The organism is Tunturiibacter gelidiferens (genome assembly GCF_014201335.1).
Lineage (GTDB): Bacteria > Acidobacteriota > Terriglobia > Terriglobales > Acidobacteriaceae > Edaphobacter > Edaphobacter lichenicola_E.
On sequence record NZ_JACHEB010000001.1, the window covers coordinates 79,934 to 100,117 of the forward strand.

A 20,184-nucleotide genomic window follows, 5' to 3' on the forward strand; every position below is an offset into this window, starting at 1 on the left:
GAACTGCGGCTCTAGTTCGGGGGGAGTTGAGCAGAGTCCCAGCCCCCACCGAGGGCCATCTGCAACTGGGTGCTTGCTACAATCCGCCGAGCAACCAAGGACGCGGCGGTTCTTTCATCCGTCAACTCGATGGTCTGATTCGTCAGCACTTCCAGGTAAGGGGCGAGTCCCCGCTTGTAGCGAAGTGTCGAGAGCTCTGTGCTCTTTTTCGCTGCATCTACGGCTTTGTCTTGTACCGATGCCTCTTGTTCTAACACTCTCAAAGCCGAGAGCTGGTCTTCTACATCACGAAACGCAGAGAGCACCTGTTCGCGATAGAGAGCCGTGGCTTGCTCTCGCTGCGCAATTGCTAAATCCATCTGCGCTCTTCTTCGACCTGCATCGAAGAGAATCTCATTGGCCGAGGGGCCAGCGTTCCATTGTGTGCTGGTTGAATTAAAGAGATTGCTGATCGTGCTGCTTTGCACGCCGCCGCCTGCACCAAGAAAGATGGTGGGATAGTAGGCGGACTTCGCGACGCCGATCAGAGCATTCGCGGATGCAACGCGACGCTCTGCTGCCGCGATATCAGGACGCCTCTGCAGAAGCTCCGATGGGACGCCGGTGGGGATACTAGGGGGATCGCCCACGATCGGGTGCTCTGCGATGTGAAACCCAATCGCCGGTTCTCCTACGAGAACAGCGATCGCGTGTTCGAACTGTTCGCGCTGAACGCCGAGATCGATGAGCTGCGCTCTGGTCTCTTCCAGCTGTGCCTTTGCCTGCTGGACATCGCTGTCCGAGCTGAGGCCGCCTGTTAGCCTGTCCTCTGTGAGCTGAAGGGCCTCGGTATAGGCATCGATCGTCGATCGCAGAAGCTGCAATTGAAGATCAATTCCGCGAATCTGGAAGAAAGTGACAGCGAGGAGTCCTTGGAGGCTGAGTTGAGTGTTGGCGAGATCGGCAGAAGTAGCCTGCGCGCTTGCTGCGCTCGATTCGATCTGCCTGCGTATTCCTCCCCACAGGTCCGGCTCCCAAGAGATGTTGAGCGGAATGAGAAAATCCCAATAAGATTGGGCCGTATTTATCGGTCTCAGAGGTGCGTTATTCGAAATTCGATTGCGCGATGCGCCGGCGCCTATCGATACCGTGGGATAGAGCGAAGAACGATTTTCTCGAACAAGATCGTGAGCCTGATCGTAGGCCTGGAGAGCGGCTGCGATGTTCTGGTTCGCAGTCGCGCATCGTTGCTCAAGATTGTTTAGTTCGTTGTCCTGGTAGACTGCCCACCAAATTCCGCGGTCGACCCCATCGGCGGGCTTCGCGGAGGCCCAGTCGCCGTTGTGGCCTTCGTCCGAGAAGGCGGGAGGGGCGGGCATGGTTGGAACCTTATAGTTTGGGCCAACTTTGCAACCACTTATCGCCATCGCGCCAAGCAGCGCACCAGGGACCAACAGATTGCGGACCTTCATCGCTTGGCCTCCGCAGCCTGATTCTGATTGTTATTGGGAGTAACGACGCGAACTTCTTCTCCGTCAGTTAGTGAATCAGGGGGATTTCCGACGATGGAATCTCCAGGCTTGAGGCCGGCTAGAACTTCAACCGTCGTCCCGTAGTCGCGACCTGGCGTGATGCGCGCCATGTGCACGTGATGATTTGCATCGACGGTGGCGACCCGCAATCCATCCGGCTCCAGGATCAATGAGCTGACCGGCACTACCAGAACAGGCGCTTCGCTGGACACATTGAGGTGCACCTCGGTATAACTTCCCGGCAACAGTTCGCCTGATCGGTTGTCCACGTCTACTTCGGCGAGAAGAGTTCGTGTCGCGGGATCGACTGCATCTGACGAACGCACCAGCTTACCTTCAAAGGTGCGGCCTGGGTATTGGGGCAGAGTCAACTTCGCGATCGTTCCATTCTTGGCATCTGGTGAATATATCTGCGGCACGTTGATGAATACGCGGAGAGTGCGGACAGCAGAGATATCGAATATCTCCCTGTTGGCCGAGTTTGCGCCACCGGAGGTTGAGGTGCTCCCTGTCGCTGTGATGAGTTGTCCGATGTCGAGATTGCGTGCGGTAATCACGCCATCAAATGGAGCTACGATGCGTTCGAAGGAGACCAGTTCCTCCAACCTCTGAACGTTCGCCTGTGCCGAAGCTACTTGAGTGTTTCTCGCTTCCAATGCCTGGGCCGCAGTATCGGTATCCTGCTGCGAGACAGCATTGCGGCCTATCAGGTCGCCGTACCGATCCGAAGTCACCTTTGCAATGCCCGCATTGCTCTTTGCCGTGGCGAGGTCTGCTTTCGCCGAGGCAAGCTGCTGATCCAGCTCCGGCGTTTCAATCACCGCAAGCAACTCACCCTTGCGCACAGGCGTTCCGATGTCGTGATACCAGGCCTTTACATAGCCGGTTGTGCGGGCGTAGATCGGCGCCAGGGTGAAGGCCTGCATGTTGCCGGGAAGAACAATCTCACGACCACCCTTCTGTATCACCGGCTTCTCCAGGGTCACCGGAGGGGCGGACGTGTTTTCGGTGTACGTCTTCAACTCAGCGCTTGCATGTTTGCGGGAGACGATGCCAAAGACCGCGACGACCACAGCCACCACCAGCACAATCACGACGAGGGAGAGCAGAGAGCCGCGCGAGATTTTTGGCGGCTCCTGTCTTGTCTGTTGAGCATCGTGAGGAGCGGCTTGCTCTTTGGCTAAGCTTTGCTCTGGGCTTGCTTTTGGTCTCGTCTGTTCGTCGGCGCTCATTGCCATATCTCCGAACGCGCTTTTGGCGCGGTATTCAGTAGGTTTGAATGATCCTGGATCACTCATAGTTCGTCTCCCGCATCTGCGTTTTGCGCTTCTTGCACTACGAGAGCATCATTTCGATGCATGAATGCAAAAAAGACAGGAACGAAAGTTAGTGTTCCAAAGGTTGCGAGCAGAAGGCCGCCGATGACTGCGCGGCCGAGTGGCGCGTTCTGTTCGCCTCCGTCGCCGAGTCCAAGAGCCATGGGGACCATGCCGATGATCATTGCAAGTGCCGTCATAATGACGGGACGGAACCGCGTGAAGCCGGCCGAGAGAGCGGCGTCCATTGCACTCAGTCCGAGGTCCATCTGTTCTTTCGCAAAGCTGACTACCAGAATTGAGTTAGCTGTTGCCACCCCCACGCACATAATTGCGCCGGTGAGTGCAGGGACGCTGATGTGGGTGCCAGTTAGAAAAAGCAGCCATACGATTCCAGCCAAAGCGCCTGGAAGCGCTGCAATGATGATGAACGGGTCAAGCCAGCTTTGGAAGTTGACCACGATAAGCGCGTAGACCAAGACGATCGAGAAGAGCAGTCCATAGACCAATCCAGTGAAAGAGGTGTGCATAGTCTGGATCTGTCCGCGGACATAGACCTCGGTTCCACGAGGCAGCTTACCTTTACTGTCCTTAACCATCTGTTCAACTTTGGTCGAAACGCTTGCGAGGTCTGTTCCTTCGACCGCACCAAAGATATCGATTACCGGACGCGCGTTGTAGTGGCTTACGGTGCCTTGTTCAGCCGTTCTTCGAATTGAGGCGAGATTTCCAAGAATCTGAAATTGCTGTCCCGAGCCGTTCGTTGCAATCGGAAAGTTTTCGAGTTGTTGCAGACTTTGAACGTTATATTGTGGGGTCTGAACGGCGATGTTGTAGCTGACGTGATTTTGAGGATTGAGGTAGAACGTCGGATTAGTCTGAAAGCTTCCGCTGAGACTCGTAAGCACGCTGTTAGCCACGTCTCGCTGGCTGTAGCCTACCTGTTGCGCGCGAGTGCGATCTACATCAATGTTCCACGTCGGAAGGTTGAATGGCTGCTGAATTCGCAGGTCGGTCGTGCCGGGGATGTGGCTGATTTGCTCCATCATTTGTTCGGCCACAACGCGATTCTGTGCAAGTTGTTGCCCCACTACCTGAATGTCAATTTGTGCGGGGAGACCGAAGTTCAGGATTTGGCTGACCATGTCGGTTGGCAGATAGTAGAACTCAGTTCCTGGAAACTGCTGGGTAAGCTTATCGCGCAGTTCGTGCGTATAGCCGGCTGTTGGATGATGCTTTTCATCAAGCGACACAAGGATATCTGCATCCGCGGTGCCGACCGGAGCGGAGTTCGAATAGGAGAGATTCAAGCCGGAGTATGGGATTCCAATGTTATCGATTACAGAAGTAAGTTCTGCGGCAGGGATCTCTTTGCGAATTACATCCTCGATGTGATCGCATAGTCGAGCGGTGTCCTCAATTCGTGTGCCAGTTTGCGCACGGACATGCAACTTGAATTGTCCTCCATCGATCGACGGGAAAAAGTCTTGCCCCAACCATGGATAGAGAAGGACCAGAGAGGCGATCCAGAACCCAGCGATAGAAAAGAGAAATGCACCTCGATACTCAAGGCAGAAGCTTAGTAGACCGTGATACCAGTTGCGCAACTTTTCGAAGTATCGTTCAAAGACAAGTTGGAAGCGGACGAATGGATTGCGGCTGACATGGTTCGAATGAGATTCTTCATGGGGCTTTAACAGGTATTTTGCCATCGTCGGAACGATTGTTCTGGAGAGGAAGTAGGACGCGAGCATTGCGAATACTACTGCTTCGGCGAGTGGAACAAACAGATATCTCGCCACGCCGCCCAGGAAGAACATAGGAACAAAGACAATACATATCGAGATCGTCGAGACGAAAGCAGGGACTGCAATTTGAGCGGCGCCATCGAGAATCGCCGTTTCGACTTCTTTTCCCTCTTCCAGATTTCGGTTGATATTTTCGATTTCTACGGTAGCGTCATCAACAAGAATGCCGACTGCCAGCGCGAGGCCACCGAGGGTCATAATGTTAATCGTCTCGCCAAGTGCGGCAAGCATCAGCAAGGAACAGATCACGGACAGCGGGATGGAGACGGCGATAATAATGGTCGAACGCCAGCTACCGAGAAATATGAGGATCATTGCAGCTGTCAGGCAAGCGGCGATGAGGGCTTCGCGAACGACGCCGCTGATTGCTCCACGTACAAAGACTGATTGATCAGCAATCGGCTGGATTCTAAGCGCTGGGGGCAACTGAGCTGCGATTAACGGGAGCTGAGCGCGCACGTCCGAGATGATCTGCAACGTTGAGGCGTTACCGGTCTTTTGTATCGTCATCAACGCGGCACGTTGCCCGTCTACACGCACGATGTTCGTCTGCGGAGGAAATCCGTCGCGAACATTTCCTATATCGCGAATATAAGTCGTCGATCCGTTTACCGTCTTGATCGGCAAATTATTCAACGCAGCAATGGAACTAGGTGCACTGTTTGTCTCTACCTGGTAGTCGACGTGTCCCATCTTCATGTCGCCCGCCGGTAGGATAATGTTCTGCGTTGAGACGGTGTTTACAATATCTGAAGCGGAAAGCCCATAGGCCTGCAGCTTCTGCGTATCTACATCGACCTGTATCTGGCGCTGCTTGCCGCCATAGGGGAATGGCGTGGAGGCGCCCTGGACTGTTGCCAGTTGTGTACGAATGAAGTTGGCACCGAAGTCGTAGAGCTGTTGTTCGCTCAGACCCTGGCCGGACAATCCGAGCTGCAAAATCGGGACACTCGAAGCGCTGTACTGAATGACCAGGGGCGGCTGCGTTCCTTGCGGATATTGACGAAGCGCTGTCTGTGCGATGGCTGTAACCTGCGCCACGGCCTGCGAGATATTCACCGACGGGCGGAAGAAGATTTTTACGACAGAGACGCCACTCAGTGTTTGGGATTCGGTGTGTTCGATGTCATTGACTACAGTCGTCAGGTTTCGTTCGAAGGGCAGCACAATTCTATCGCCCAGCTGCTCAGGCGACAGGCCAGCGTAATTCCATACGACGGATACGACCGGAATATCGATGTTCGGAAAGATATCGACCGGCGTGCGCAGCATGACCACGGGTCCGATGATGAACAGCAGCAGCGACAAGACGACAAAAGTGTAAGGTCTCCTAAGCGCGAGACGAACGATCCACATCAAAGCTCCTTGAGACGATACTTTCTCGTGAATGACGGAGGCCTGGCCCCACGAGAGTTGTTAGCACAAACCGGCCAGTTGGCACCATACAGAGAACCAAGCGTTTAGAAATCTGATGACCTGCAAGCGGTGCAGGACTCAAAGATGTGCCCTGCGGCGTTTTACGATATGCCCGATCGTCTTATTTTTCGCGGGTCTTTGATAGTCCAGTCGCCTCAAACCAGCGAATACAGTCTCTACGATTGCCTCGGACTCCGAGTCACTCAAGGACCCGTGGCCGGCGAGAAGTCGAAAGACTATTGGCCCATAAATCATGTCGAGAACAATGTCTCCGTCGACAGCGCTCCGGATCTCGCCACGGTCTACGCCTCGCCGCCACATAATCTTGGCAGCATCTCTTCGAGCGTAGAGGAAACGCTCTCGAAATGATGCAAGAAACGCCGCATCACTCTGTCCTTCCGCAATAAACTGGCAAAAAAGTCTTCCTAGCGTAGACGTGTAGAAAGCGGTTAAAGACTTCAATTGCTGCGTAAAATCTTCTTGGGCGGATCCTGTATTCGGCATTGCAACCCGTTCCGTCGTTCCGGCGAGATACGCGTCGAGGGCTACCATGCTCTTGTTGGGCCACCACTTATAGATCGTGGCCTTGCTAACCCCTGCCCGTCTCGCGATCGCATCAGCTGTCACTTTTCGCAGTGACTCGCGCTCCAACAGCTGAAGCGTTGCTTTCAGGATGGCCGTCTTTGCCTCGAGACTGCGATGTCGGCCGCGCTTCTTTGGCTCATCCGCGTATTCGAGGTCTTCCTGTTGCCGCATGCTTGTCTTCTCGCAGGAAATTCACCAGGTCGCACAAATCCTAGATGTGCAAAGCCTATGTGCTCTTGGATTCAAATCCTCCAACTCGAGACTCAGAATCTTACATGAATTATAAACTATACGTCCAGTATTGAAATACGATTATTCATTCGTATTTGAGAATTGGCCCTCTGAATATCTAGCGTCGATCGCAGACGAAACTCCAACCGCAGGGCTGTCTTTATTCTCGTGGCAAAGAGAACGAAATGGAGATTGCCATCTCCGTGCCCCCCGCAGGGAGCCGTTGCGAGTTCGTAGTGATAGCTGCCTAGACGGTCAGATTTTTCATGTAGTCGGCGTCGATCTTGAGAGATTCCATTGGCGGGAGGTCAAACTCCTCCTGCTCAACAAAGTAGTGTTTGATGTTTGCTTTCTTCGCCGCCTCAAAAACCGGACGATAGTCGAGGGTTCCTCGCCCCAACTCGGCAGCCGGAGGCGGTTCGAGCGTGGATGCCGGCTTCTCGATGTGCTTGAAATCTTTGACATGAAGCATCGAGATTCGAGAAGGATAACGGTGTAGATAATCCACTGGATTGGCGCCACCCACGATGACCCATCCGCAATCCATTTCGAAAGTGACAAGAGCGGGATCCGTCAGGCGAACCATTTCGTCGAATGGGACAACCCCATCCTGTTTGGCAAACTCCATCGTGTGGTTGTGATAACCGAACTTCATGCCGGCGGCCTTCAATTTTTCGCCAAACTTGTTGAATTGATCGGCGTTCCAGCGATAGTCCTCAAGGGTGAAGGAGGTAATTTGCGTGCGATAGGACTGGTCTTTCAGCCGTGAGGGGTCCTTAATCCCCGGGAAGGCGCAGATGATGTACTGCACGCCAATCTCTTTGTTGAAAGCGACGATCTTGTCGAAGTCCTTGTTCAGACTCGCGTAGGGGTAGTGGGCGCTAACGCATTTCAGTCCGGCAGCAGACATCGCACTTTTGACTTGTTCGGACGAGTGGTCAAAGTAGCCTGCCGTCTCAACTTCCTGATAGCCAAGGGCGCCGATCTGTTTGAGCGTTCCTTCGTAATCCTTCGCCATCATCTCGCGGACGGAGTAGAGCTGAAGGCCGATCGGCAGACCAAAGGGCGATGCCATCAATCGATCACAGCGAAGGAGAGGGGAGCTATAGACCGCTGCGGCGGTGGCAGACTGGATAAAGTTTCTACGTGTGTGGCTGGTCATCGGGGTCCTTTTTTCTGAAAGAAGTTTGGTTGGCCTAGTCGGTTCGCGGCTGAGCTATCCAAATACACTACTTCTGTTCGATTCGCAGCGCAGTTCGGCGGCGTTTACGACCAGCAACGACCACGGTACATCAATATTCGATTTTCGGGTATCGCTTCGGAGACCACAGGCGGAGTGGGCCACAAAAGATCGACGACCGGCCCTCCGAGCCCACCCAGAGGTTCCGGCCGCGAGATAAGGTTACCGAAGACGTCTCGTTTCGCCGGCGAGGTCTAACGGCTCTTACTGGAACAGATCATCGTCACTGGCTATGTATATTTTCTCCAAATGGAACTGCAATCTACAGGCTTTAGAACAATCGGAAGCCTGCTAGAGTCCTGTCATCGAAGTTATGCAGGCGCGGGAGAGAACACCAGTGCCACCTGATGAAAACTTTTTATAGCCAATGCGGTATGACCGCGGGTTTTCAAACGATGACGAACTCTGTCATGCAAGGAAGGCGCCAGCGAGACGTTCTGCTGCGAGTGCCAGATCGTTCTCGTTGACTGCAGCAAATGTGAAGACGAATTGCACGTGGCCCGGGCGCTGGAGCTCACAGGGGGCGGGCCAATAAAGGCGCTCTACCCGAATTCCGGCAGCAACCGCGCGGTCGAAAGCATCTTGTTCAGAGAGTTCGATCTCGAAGTCAGCCAGGAAGTGCATGCCTGCATTGTCTCCATAGACTGTGACTTTTCGCCCGAAGTGCTTTTGCAATGATTCGACAAGCACCGTACGCCGGTTACCGTAGATGATCCTCATCTTTCGGACGTAGGGTTCGAGATGTCCCTCGGTGAGGAAGTCGGTGAGGATGCGCTGGTCGATGGAAGAGCTTTGAAAGTCGCAGAGTAGCTTGGCTCCTGTAAACATGTTCTGGAAGCCGGGGGGGACGACGAGGTAGCCCAACCGCAAGGTGGGGAATAACAGCTTGGAAAATGTTCCAACGTAGAGTACCGGGGCATCCGGCACCATCCCCTGAATGGAGGGGAGGGGCCTTTCGTTGTACCGATACTCGCTATCGTAGTCGTCCTCTAAGATGAGTGCGCCGGTTTCTTTGGCCCATGTCAGTAGTTCTATGCGGCGAGAGACGGAGAGGGAGACGCCACGTGGATATTGATGGGAAGGCGTGACATAGACGAGTTTTATAGCTTTGTCGTTGTGCTTCTTGAGCTGCGAGATTTGCATGCCGCTCCGGTCGACCGGGATCGGCAATACGGTTGCTCCCTGGGAGGCGAAGATTCGTCCCGCGAAACGATACCCCGGCGCTTCCATCGCGGCGTAGTCCGATGGATCGAGGAAGATTCTGGCTGCAAAGTAAAGGGCTTGTTGCGATCCGCTGGTGATGATGATCTGACTGGGGTCGCAGACGACGGCGCGTGACACGCGCAGATAGTGAGCTACGGCTGTCCGCAATTCGGTACTGCCACTCCACTCCTGCGTGTATTGCAGAAGGCTTAAGGCACCCTCCTGCATGCGCCGAACCAGAAGTCGGGTCCAGAGCTTTATCGGAAAAGCGCCTACGTCGGGTCCGTGCGAGTCCAACCGAATGATCTCGGGCGGGACGGGGGGGCGGAGTGGCGCGTCGAGGAACTGGCCGTATCGGGAGAGTCGTTTGGGGACGTCGCTCTCGACTTGCGGAACGAGAGCGACGGTCGAATTGGTGGCGTACATGTCCCATTCCGGGAGTCTGGTAGAGACAAAGGTTCCGGAGCCGCGCCGGGTCTCGAGGTATCCCTCCGAGATGAGCCGCTCGTAACACTCAGTGACCGTAATTCGTGAGACACCAAGGGATGCGGCGAGGGCTCGGGAGGCAGGTAGTTTGGTTCCAGCCTCAAACCGCCCCCCGATGATCCCGTCGCGCAGGCCATCGTAGATCTGGCGATAGAGAGCTATCGGGGAGACCGGATCGAGTTTGAGGGCTACTTCCATGGCACAAGATTACCTGTCTTACGTCCTTGGCTGAGAACTAGTTCCGTCGACCGCCAGGTCCAGGCCGGATTTGGTGCGGGTCAGGGTGCGGACGATCGAGTTGGCGGCGGGTTCGATGGTGACGGAGCGGGCGTTGGTGGAGGCAAGTTGGAGGCCGTAGAGCAGGACGGCGGCGCGCTTTGAATCGAGACGGTTGCGAGCTAGGGCGGCGACCAGGAGGGAGATGGAGACCTGGATGGATTCGACGTCTTCGAGTGGCGGGAGGTCGAGCTCGAGGGGGACGGCTTCGGGGAGATATTGGGGTGTTTCGGTTGGGGAGGCCGATGGGTTGGGGTGGTTTGCGGACAGAACTGGTGCGGTTTCAATGAGATGCTTGTGGCGGCGGAGGAGGCGGGAGTGGAAGTAGCAGAAGGCGGAGAGTCCGAGTGAGGGTGATTTGCAGCGGCGTCCGTTGGTTTTGATGTGGCGGCAGATGGCGGTTTCCATTTTTGCTCTCCTAGTGTCTTGTGGTTGGGTACCCCCCCCCACCCGGGGTATTTTGGGGATAACTGAAATGGATGCAATAGCTTAGCGGAAGGGTATACCGCTAAAATATTGCATCCATGTGGGTTACGGCTAAAATACTTTTTTTGTTGTAGTTATAGGTCGTAGTGTCACTTCTCTTCTCATTTGGGTCGTTGCATCGTGTGGAGCGTTCGTGGTCCTTTCGGGGTGCGTTGGCGGTCCGTTGTGGACTTTAACTGCGAAGGGCTGCCGCAGCTTTTCGCCGCAGGCAGCCCTTGGTTTGATCTCCTATTTAATTGTAGCGAATTGGCTATAACTCATACGCCAAATTTCGCGAAGATTTTTTGAATTATTTTCAGACGCGCCTGAAGCTGCGGCGAGTCGGTGCGATGATAGTGCATCACGGCTCCAGGTGTCTCTCTTTGTGGGAGAGGACGTTTCATCGAGAACCTTGCTGACGAGGATTTCATGCTGCTAACACTGATGTCGCGCCATGTTGGGAACGTCTATGTAATCCGATGCAAGGGCCGTATTGTCTTGGGCGAAGAGGCGAAGGCTCTGGAGGTGGCGCTGGAGGGTGGCGCGTGGGAGTTTTCGCAGCTGGTGGTGGAGCTGAGCGGAATAAGCCGGCTGGACAGTATCGGGCTCGGGTTACTGATGCGCTACGCCGAACGGATGCGAAGACGGGGTGGGGACCTTCGGCTGGCTGCGCCGCCGCAGTTTCTTGTGAATCTGCTGAAGATGACGAAGGTATCGGCTTCTCTGGAAAGCTATGCGACAGAGGAGGAGGCGATCCAGTCTTACCTGAAGGAGCGGCCAGTCGAGCCGGCGAAGAAGAGAGTGGGGCCACGGGTGCTGGTGGTGGATGAGTCGGCGGATCTTTGCGTATTTGTGAGAACCGTGCTGACGCAGCATGGCTACGATGTGAGATCGAGTTGCTCTTTACGCGATGCGAAGACCCTGCTGCAGGTGGATGGCGTGGAGTACATTCTGGTGGGACCGAGCACACCGCATCTGTCTGCTGAGACGGTGGTGCAGACGCTGACTGCATTGGCGCCCAGGGCGAAGGCGTTGCAGCTTGACCCGGAGTTTAAGATCCGCGATGTGCAGGAGGCGAGCGACGCTCTGCTTCAGTTGTTTGGGGCCGATGGGGCGTGAAGGGTCATTTGTAACTTAACGCGATAGATTTGTTCTCAGCTGCCGGCCATCCATTCGGTGATGCGAGCATGAAAGCTGCGACTCATCGCAATCTTTTGGCCATCCACCAGCACAACCGTAAACTCTCCGCTGGGTTCGGTGCGGACTTCTTTCAGATATTGCAAATTGACGATGGCGGAACGATGCACACGCAGGAACATCTGCGGATCAAGCTTTTCCTCAAGATGGCTCATCGTCTCGCGCAGCAGGTGTTTTTCGGCTCCGGTGCAGATGCGCGCATAGTTCTCTTCTGCTCCAATCCAACGAATATCTGAGACGGGGAGAAACAGGATGCGACCGCGAGACTTGAAGACGATGCGTGTTGTGTAAACCGGAGGATTCTGGGTGCGGCCATTGCTTCGTCCGGAATTTTTCTTTGAGGTGTCAATCTCGTCATGGGCACGCTGCACCGCTGAATGCAGACGCTCGGAGGTGAAGGGTTTAAGCAGATAGTCGACTGCGTGTATCTCGAACGCGCGCAACGCATAGGAATCGTATGCGGTCGTGAAGATGATGCGGGGCACAATGGAGTCGCTGGCGGTAGAGAGTTTGTCGATGATATCGAAGCCGTCCATGCCTGGCATGCGGATATCGAGAAACAGTAGATCGGGTCGAGTAGCGCACACCAGGTCTATCGTTTCGGAAGCTGATGCACCTTCACCAACGATTTCGATCTCGGGCTCGTCACGAAGCAACTGGCGCAGCTTCTGCCTGGCCAGGACTTCGTCGTCCGCCAAGATAGCGCGGATCATTATGCACCAAACCTTGTCAGTGTCTCTGTGGGACTAGCAGAGAACTGTAGGGGGAGGGTTATGGTTACTTCGACCTGATCGCGTGCGACCTCGCGTATAGAAAATGTGTGTTGATCTCCGTAGTGCAGTTGCAGGCGGCTCTTTATGTTGGCGAGCCCAACACCTTGACCGTCTGTGACTTTGGACGAATTCGAATTTAAACCTGCGCCGTTGTTGAGAACACTCAGCGTCAGGTGCGAGTCTTTCCGTGTTGCCTCGATGTGGAGGAGGCCATTGCTATCTAATCTGGAGAGACCATGAGTGTAGGCGTTCTCGATGAGTGGCTGGAGAATCATGGTGGGTACAAGAGCATCGTGCAACTCCGGATGTACCCATAGTTGCTGGTGTACGCGGCCCGTGAATCTGCGCTCCTGCATAGCGAGATACATCTCCACAAACTCCATTTCGTCATTGAGACGGATGAACTGCACTTCGCCGCGTTCGAGGGTGATACGCAAGAGGCTGCCGAGTTGTTCCAGCATTGTGTCGGCGGCTGCGATATCGGTCCGCATGAGGCTTGAGATGCTGTTCATGGTGTTGAAGAGGAAGTGTGGATTCAACTGCATGCGTAGAGCGGCCATCTGGGCCTGAGCCAGTTGTACCGACAACTGAGCGGCCGCAGCCTCTTTTTCGCGGAATTTCTGGTAGTAGCCTACTCCGCGAAAGAGTGCGAAGACACACCAGAAGATGACAAGGCTATCAATGAACTCTGCGTCCAGGTGAAACGCCAGCCTGTGCCAATAGGTCATGTGCGGGCGGTTGAGCGGAAGACGCGGAAAGCACGCAACCCAGATCATCTCTTCCACGACGCTGGCAACTATGCTTAGCGGAAGCACTTGCGTGAAGATGCGAAATGCGTTCGCCCGTTGAATCCAGGGTCCGCACCATCTCCACAGCAACCAGCAGATGACACCCCACAAAAAATATTGCACCCACCATGCTGAAAAAAGGAGGCCTATGCTCATGCGGTAACTCCATAGGCGCATGGTCATCCACTCCTGCAGGCCGAACAGGGTGCCCAGCAAGATCGACGCGCTTACAAAGATCACCGGATGCATGAAGGCTGGTTGTGCGCGTGTGCGATTTATCGGCAGAAGCTTCAGAGAATCATCCTCGGCCCTCCTCCCTTGACGGATGGAATGGGTACGCAACCAGACATTCTATTCCTACGTCGTCAGGAAGTTGGTACGTAAAGCAATTGGCCAGCGTGCAGACCAGATGTGGAGACTGCAAGTGCTGATGCAGGAAAGCGTTGCCGCCTGTCGCCGTCTTTATAGATGAAGAGAAGGGGCGTGCTGTGTTGCCGATACCAGGCATCTGCATCCGAGTCGAGCGCTGCGATCTGCTCCGAGCCCAGCTTTTTTGTGAGGGCTGCGATGTCGTATTTGACCAGGTTCATCGCTTGTTCTCCGCCCTGCAGAATGGCCGTCCGGAATTGGAGGTAGGCGGCTTTGTTGTCTGCGGGGACACCTTTGCCATCACGTGCAAGCGCGCCCAGCACCACAGACGATCTCCAATAGCCTGCGTTCGCTGAAGTTTCGAGAAGGGAGGGTCCTTCCATTGGGGAGGGTGCAAGCTCAGGATGGTTGACCAGGAGCAAGCCCAGCGAGTGGATCGCGGGAATATATCCAGCATCGGCGGATGTGCGCAAAAGAGCCTCCGCTTTGCGAAGGTCGTGGGGGTGGTCTGCGTCCACCGAAAAGAGTGTGCCGAGGTTATAGGCGGCGATGAGGTCGTGCAACTTCACCCCGGTTTGATACCAGGTTTCAGCGGCAGCCTTGTCTTGTTTCACGCCGATCCCGAAATAGTATAGGTCGCCGAGGTAGCTGGCGGCGGCGCCTTCGCCCCGGTGTACCGCCTCCTGGAAGAGCTGCATGGCAAGTTCCTCATCTTTGGCGACACCGAGGCCCCATACGTATACAACGCCGAGATTTACTTTGGCTCTGGTGAGGCCGGAAGCGGCGGCGAGTTGGTACCAGTGCAGGGCACGTGCATGGTCGACGGGAACACCTATGCCAGCCTGATAGAAGAAGCCGATCTCATTTTCCGCCTCGGGATCTCCGGCTTCGGCGGCTTTTCGATACCAGTATGCGGCCTGCTTCGCATCCTGTGTTACTCCGTTGCCTGTAAAGTAAGCCGCGGCCAACTCAATTTGTTGAGTAGCGTAGCCCTTTTGGGCGTCTGCTTTTAGTTGAGTGATATCGGTCCCCTCTGCTGAAGCCAGGTAATCGGCAAGTAGAGTTACGCCGATCGCGAGCAACAATGCTCTTATCAGCTTTACGGAGATTAGAGGATCGTGAGTTAGTCGAACCATGATTTCCTCCAGCTTTGGCAATTTCGTTGCGAAGCGGAATTGTAGTTATCGGCTCCGCCGAATTACTTTCTCGTAAATAAGTCACTGGCCTCGACACAGGAGCTTACTGGGCAACCATACATGCGGAGTGCGCGGCGACAAACTGACATGTGAGGGATAGCGGCGCGGAGTGACGAAGCTGGCCAAGCTCGGGAAGAAAGAAAAACTATCGATCAGAAATACAAACAAATAGCGGCATCGATAGTTCCGAACTCTTCAGCAAACGGGAGAGGTGCGAGAAGTCGAGCTACCAGATAACTTAGCTGGAGAACTTATTACTCCGTCCTCCGGTGACGCCTAGCATTGGGCGGCTGCGTCACGCTCAGTGCGCGAGACTAGTCATTTGTAGATCGACCTGCGGATTCTGCCCTTTGTCACATTCTGTGCGGCACTCGTCACAACGCTGTTGTTGGCCTAAGAAGTGTCGGCACATAATGCACTGCACAGGGCTGCGGGTTGCGATTCTGCTTTCTTTGCATGACGATCCATGCTCCCGGAGAGTGCAGGACATCAAGCGGCACGAGTAGTAACTGCCTTCGCTACGAGTGACTCGAGTGTGATTTGAAGTTAATGCGACGAGGGACTTCAGGCTTTCCATATGTCAATGATTCGGAGTCGGAACAGATGGTCGCCTGCGCATCAACACTTGAAGGGAGTCCAGCTATGTTCAGAAACATTTCAGTTTACGCGTCGATTCTTTTCGTCCTGCTTTTTCTGCCTGTTTCTCTGACTCTGCTAACAGCACAGACCGATTCCGGCATTGTGTCGGGATTAGCGGTCGATCAAAGCGGGGCCCTCGTCTCCGATGCGACGGTAACGCTGACCAATACGGGGACAAACGCTGCACGAACGGTGACTACAAATCACAGCGGTGAGTACACGTTTCCCCCTGTGGCTGCCGGTATTTATACGGTGAGGGCGGACGCTCCGGGGTTTCAGCGGTTCGAGGCGCGAGTTGAAGTGACTGTTGGTGGGCATGCAACGGTCCCGATAAAGTTTGCACTCAGCGGCTCGCAACAGACCGTGACCGTGATCGATCAGGGTGGGACAACTGTCAATACGCAAACTCAGGAAGTGTCGCAGATCGTGAGCAGCGTCCAGGTTTCGGAGCTGCCCAGCCTCACCCGCAATCCGTACGATTTTGTTTCCATCTCAGGCAACATCAGCTCTGGGGATAAGGTAGCGCAGAGTGGCGCGACGAAAACTACCGGCGACCAGAACGACACGACGCGCGGGGTTGGATATTCGCTTAATGGTCAACGGTCCAGCGGCACAGAGATTCTGCTGGATGGGGTTGAGAATGTTGACTCGTATGTGACGGGCCCCGAAGTTACGGTGCCGATCGATGCGGTGCAAGAGTATCGAATTACGACGAGCAACTTCGAGCCACAGTACGGCCGCGCGTCAGGCGGGGTCGTCAGTGTTGTGACCAAATCGGGGACCAATCGATTTCATGGAGGCGCGTGGGAGTTCAATCGGCTGGCGGCCTATACCGCCAATACCGTTCAGAATGCGCAGAGTGGTGTACCGAAGGGCGGCTACACGCGCAACCAGTTTGGCTACGATGTAGGTGGGCCGATATTGAAAGATCGGCTGTTCTTTTTCCAGAGCACTGAGTGGGTGAGGGTGCGTAGCGCGGGCAATCAGATCTCGCTGGTGCCGACGCCGCAGTTTCTGGCAGCATCCAATTCTGCGACGCAGGCCTTCTTCACGCAGTATGGCTCTCCGGCTCCAACCTTTACCCAGACATTGAGTAAGGACGACGTAGTGGCTTCGGGTGTGAATCCAACTCCTGGTGGACCGTTTGGTCTTTTGTCTGGAAGCACGCCGGTATTCGGTGTCGCGCCGTTTACGTCTCCCACCAATGCCGGCGGTGGCGATCCGCAGAACACGTATTACCTGATTGGACGTGTTGATTTCAACGCGTCCCCAAAAACTCAGATGTACGGGCGGTATGTCTTCTACAACGAGCTCGATGAGAACGGTTCCATGTTCAGTACGCCATACTCGCAATATAACGTTGGTGCTTCCGAGCGGGACAACGCCGCTCTGTTCGGCCTGACGCATGAGTTTTCTGGCGCCCTGGTATCGAGCACGAAGTTGAGCTTTACTCGTCACACGTTAAGTCAGCCGTTCGATACGTCGCAGCAAAACGCCCCTACCCTGTTTCTTTATAACAATGCGACGATTGGTGGGAATCTGGTTCAGTTTCCTGGCTTCTATAGTCAGTTTGAAGGGACAGGAGGACTTCCATCCGGAGGGCCGCAGAATACTGTTCAGATCAGCCAGGACATTGATTGGACGAAGGGTCAACACTCGTTCAAGGCCGGTACTCAATTGCTCTATATCCAGAACAACATCACCTATGGCGCCTATGCGCAGGCAGTCGAGGGGATCGGTACGAGCGCTCCAACAGGCCTGGATAACTTTTTGAAAGGAACACTGTCGATCTTTGAGGGCGCAGTCGACCCACAAGGCGCGCTGCCCTGTGTACGGGACTACACGACTGGCAATTTGGTCCAGACGCCGCAATGCCAGATCACTCTGCCCGCGTCGCAACCGAACTTTGCCCGTAGCGACCGGTTCAAAGACTGGGCGGTGTACGCGCAGGATGCATGGAAGCTCACTCCGCGCTTTACCCTTAACTATGGCGTGCGCTACGAGTACTACGGGATTCAGCACAATAATAAGCAGGATCTCGATGCCAACTTCTACTACGGGCCAGGTGCGTCGCTTCAAGCGCAGATTCGCAGTGGCCAGGTGTTCACGGTGCCTAATAGTCCGATTGGCAAATTGTGGAATTCGCAATACGGCACTGTTGGACCTCGCGTCGGCTTTGCCTACGACATCAACGGTGATGGCAAGACAAGCGTTCGTGGCGGATACGGAATAGCTTACGAGAGGAACTTTGGAAATGTAACGTTCAATGTCATCCAGAATCCACCCAACTATGCTGTGGTCCAGATCACGACACCTTCGCCGATAACAACTAACAACGCCGGTCCCATTGGCGGCTCGAGTGGAACGGTTCCGCTTCCTCCAACCAGCTTGAGAAATGTAGATGAAAATATTCGCACGGCGGCAACGCAGTTCTATAGCCTGACCGTCGAGAGGCAGCTTGCGAATAACGTCGTTGCATCCATCGCTTATGTCGGTTCGCGAGGGACACATCTTTACGATGTGAAGGGCTACAACATGCTTGGTGCTGGGAACGTCTATCTCGGCGATCCTGTGCAGGACGCGAGCGGCAACTTCATCTACTCACGCCTTAATAATCAGTATGGGTCGATCAATAATCGTGGGAGCGAGGGAGATTCTTACTATAACGGCTTGAACATTGGTTTTCAGATGACGGATCTCGAACGTACTGGGCTCATCATCACAGCGAACTATACGGTTGCGCACTCGACCGACAATCTGAGCTCGACGTTCTCTGAGAGCAATAGCTCGGTCAACGGCATTGGCAATCTTGGTTATCTGGATCCGTTCAATCCTGGATTGGATTATGGGGCATCTGACTTCGACATTCGTCAGCGATTCGTCCTTGCGCCGATTTACAGGACACAGTGGTTTAAAGATAATCATTCCTTTGCCGGGAGACTGCTGGGAGGATATGAGGTTACTGGTATTTATACGGTCCGCACCGGGACGCCATTCACGGTCTCCGATAGTAGCAACTCGCTGAATCGCAGCGCCGGGGTTGGGATACCTCGCTACACGCCTGGCACAACGATATCGAACTATAGTTTCACCAAAGCGATAGATAAGAATAGCTCGGGCGCAAACCTGTACGACCTTGTCTCTCTTCCTGCGGCCGTGAGTTACGGAAATCCTGCTCTGGGAGGGATATCCGACTTCGGGCCGTATCCCGCTGCGATGACGCATCGGAATGCGTTCTCCGGGCCTGGCGCGTGGAACTTCGACCTTGCGGCAAGTAAGAGCCTATTCGTCAGAGAAGGTATCGAGGTTGAGCTGAGAGCGGAAGGCTTTGACATCTTCAATCACCACAACCTTTACATCACTGAGTCCAATAACGACGTTGCCAACTACGGCTACGATGGCGCGACCATCCCTATCCAAGCAAAGAAAGGTGGCGTCAATGGGGGCGCGAACGATGAGCGGCGCTTTGGTCAGTTTGCTCTGAAGATTAAGTTTTAATGTGCTTCGCTGGCCGGTACGTCTACCCAGGTGTTTGAGCGGGCGGACCGGATCACAGCGTCGATGATGTGAGCTGAACGCAACCCATCATTGAAAGTAGGCAGGCCTTCCCGCGCTTCTCCTCTGATGCTCGCATAGGTGTCAGCAACAAAGTTCTCAAAGCACTGAGCGTACCCTTGTGGATGCCCAGCAGGCAGAGTCGACAGACGGCGCTGCTCGGATGAGCCATACGAGGGATCTCTTTGAAGTATCTCTGCGTTAGCTTCTCCTCCAAGCCAGACCGTTTCCGGGTTTTCCTGGTCGAATACCGCGGAACGACGCTCCCCATCAAACTCAAACCAAAGCCGATTCTTCCTGCCCGCCGAAACCTGGGAGATCAGGACAGACCCTAACACGCCGGATCGCGTCTTGAAGATGACGGTGGCAGCATCTTCTGTATCCACCTTTCGCGTTTGCCCGACATCGCTACTTCTCTGGAAACTAACTTCTGATTTGACGGGTCGTTCTGGCACGGTAATCGAAGTGGCAGCGGTGAGAGAGGCGATCCTCTCCCCGCTTACGAACTCCATCAAGTCGCACCAATGCGAGCCGATATCGGCGAAGGCCCGAGAGGGTCCTCCTGTTGCGGCATCTACCCGCCAACTTGTCGCAAGTGGAGATAGAAGCCAATCCTGGAGATAACTGCCATGGAGAAGTTGCCAACGTCCGAATTCGCCAGCGTTAACCCGCGAGCGGATCTCACGAACGAGAGGGTGGAATCGGTAGACATAAGGCACAGTAGCAACCCGCTGCCGCCGATGGGCGAGTTCTGTGAGCCTCTGGGCAACGGAAATCGAGGTGGCAAGCGGCTTCTCGCAGATGACGTGTGCGTTCGCGGTAATTGCTGCTTCGACATGCTCCGCATGCATTGCGTTGGGAGTGCAGACGTGGACAACATCCGGGGCAATCGTTATAAGGTCTGCAGGTGTAAGAATCGGTTGCGTGTGCCAACGCCGAGCCATTTCGACTGATCGCTCCGGAGTAGACGCCATTGCGCCGACCAATGTCGCTCCGCATAAGAGCGCGGAGCGCCGATGCACCTCTCCTATCATTCCGGTTCCGAGAATCGCGATACGCAGGGGACTAGAACTGATGTTTTCTTCCGTGTTGTAAGGCACAGTGACTCCGTTTGGCGTTGGCTTTGACTG

General features: G+C 54.8%; 13 protein-coding genes. 2 read left to right on the forward strand and 11 right to left on the reverse strand.

Going from position 1 to position 20,184, the window contains the following annotated elements; genetic code table 11:
- Positions 1-11 precede the first annotated feature (11 nt).
- The 7 genes from HDF14_RS00325 to HDF14_RS00355 all read right to left on the reverse strand — a co-directional run bounded on the left by HDF14_RS00325 (position 12) and on the right by HDF14_RS00355 (position 10,480).
- The gene (locus tag HDF14_RS00325; protein WP_183972453.1) at positions 12-1,451 is read right to left on the reverse strand and encodes an efflux transporter outer membrane subunit; all 1,440 of its coding nucleotides are present in this window, start codon (positions 1,449-1,451) and stop codon (positions 12-14) included.
- Complete coding sequence (locus tag HDF14_RS00330; RefSeq protein WP_260697925.1) at positions 1,448-2,809, reverse strand: efflux RND transporter periplasmic adaptor subunit; 1,362 nt, start codon at positions 2,807-2,809, stop codon at positions 1,448-1,450. The genes HDF14_RS00325 and HDF14_RS00330 overlap by 4 nt, the downstream gene beginning before the upstream one ends.
- Positions 2,806-5,991: an efflux RND transporter permease subunit gene (locus HDF14_RS00335; RefSeq protein WP_183972455.1), complete on the reverse strand. Its 3,186-nt coding sequence runs from the start codon at positions 5,989-5,991 to the stop codon at positions 2,806-2,808. Before HDF14_RS00335 ends, HDF14_RS00330 begins: the two co-directional genes overlap by 4 nt.
- A 138-nt stretch (positions 5,992-6,129) precedes the next feature.
- Positions 6,130-6,807, reverse strand: coding sequence for a TetR/AcrR family transcriptional regulator (locus tag HDF14_RS00340; protein ID WP_183972457.1), 678 nt, complete (start codon positions 6,805-6,807; stop codon positions 6,130-6,132).
- A 307-nt stretch (positions 6,808-7,114) separates the two neighbouring features.
- On the reverse strand, positions 7,115-8,029 hold the full coding sequence (locus tag HDF14_RS00345) for a sugar phosphate isomerase/epimerase family protein (protein ID WP_183972459.1): 915 nt from the start codon (positions 8,027-8,029) through the stop codon (positions 7,115-7,117).
- A 486-nt stretch (positions 8,030-8,515) separates the two neighbouring features.
- On the reverse strand, positions 8,516-9,994 hold the full coding sequence (locus tag HDF14_RS00350; protein ID WP_183972461.1) for a PLP-dependent aminotransferase family protein: 1,479 nt from the start codon (positions 9,992-9,994) through the stop codon (positions 8,516-8,518).
- Positions 9,995-10,012: 18 nt separating this feature from the next.
- On the reverse strand, positions 10,013-10,480 hold the full coding sequence (locus HDF14_RS00355) for a hypothetical protein (protein ID WP_183972462.1): 468 nt from the start codon (positions 10,478-10,480) through the stop codon (positions 10,013-10,015).
- A gap of 486 nt (positions 10,481-10,966) precedes the next feature.
- On the opposite strand from HDF14_RS00355, the gene HDF14_RS00360 reads away from it, so the two are divergent.
- A complete protein-coding gene (locus HDF14_RS00360) occupies positions 10,967-11,656 on the forward strand; it encodes an STAS domain-containing protein (RefSeq protein WP_183972464.1) in 690 nt (229 codons plus the stop codon).
- A gap of 35 nt (positions 11,657-11,691) precedes the next feature.
- On the opposite strand, the gene HDF14_RS00365 is transcribed toward HDF14_RS00360, so the two are convergent.
- The 3 genes from HDF14_RS00365 to HDF14_RS00375 form a co-directional block, all read right to left on the reverse strand.
- Complete coding sequence (locus HDF14_RS00365; RefSeq protein ID WP_183972466.1) at positions 11,692-12,447, reverse strand: LytR/AlgR family response regulator transcription factor; 756 nt, start codon at positions 12,445-12,447, stop codon at positions 11,692-11,694.
- Positions 12,447-13,544, reverse strand: a complete 1,098-nt coding sequence (locus tag HDF14_RS00370; RefSeq protein ID WP_183972468.1) for a sensor histidine kinase — start codon at positions 13,542-13,544, stop codon at positions 12,447-12,449. Before HDF14_RS00370 ends, HDF14_RS00365 begins: the two co-directional genes overlap by 1 nt.
- 116 nt (positions 13,545-13,660) lie before the next feature.
- Complete coding sequence (locus HDF14_RS00375) at positions 13,661-14,800, reverse strand: tetratricopeptide repeat protein (RefSeq protein WP_183972470.1); 1,140 nt, start codon at positions 14,798-14,800, stop codon at positions 13,661-13,663.
- Between the two features lie 702 nt (positions 14,801-15,502).
- On the opposite strand from HDF14_RS00375, the gene HDF14_RS00380 reads away from it, so the two are divergent.
- The gene (locus tag HDF14_RS00380; protein WP_183972473.1) at positions 15,503-18,997 is read left to right on the forward strand and encodes a TonB-dependent receptor; all 3,495 of its coding nucleotides are present in this window, start codon (positions 15,503-15,505) and stop codon (positions 18,995-18,997) included.
- On the opposite strand, the gene HDF14_RS00385 is transcribed toward HDF14_RS00380, so the two are convergent.
- Entirely contained in the window at positions 18,994-20,154 is a 1,161-nt protein-coding gene (locus tag HDF14_RS00385) for a Gfo/Idh/MocA family protein (RefSeq protein WP_221304494.1), read from the reverse strand. The two genes, HDF14_RS00380 and HDF14_RS00385, sit on opposite strands and share 4 nt — an antisense overlap.
- Positions 20,155-20,184: the final 30 nt, after the last annotated feature.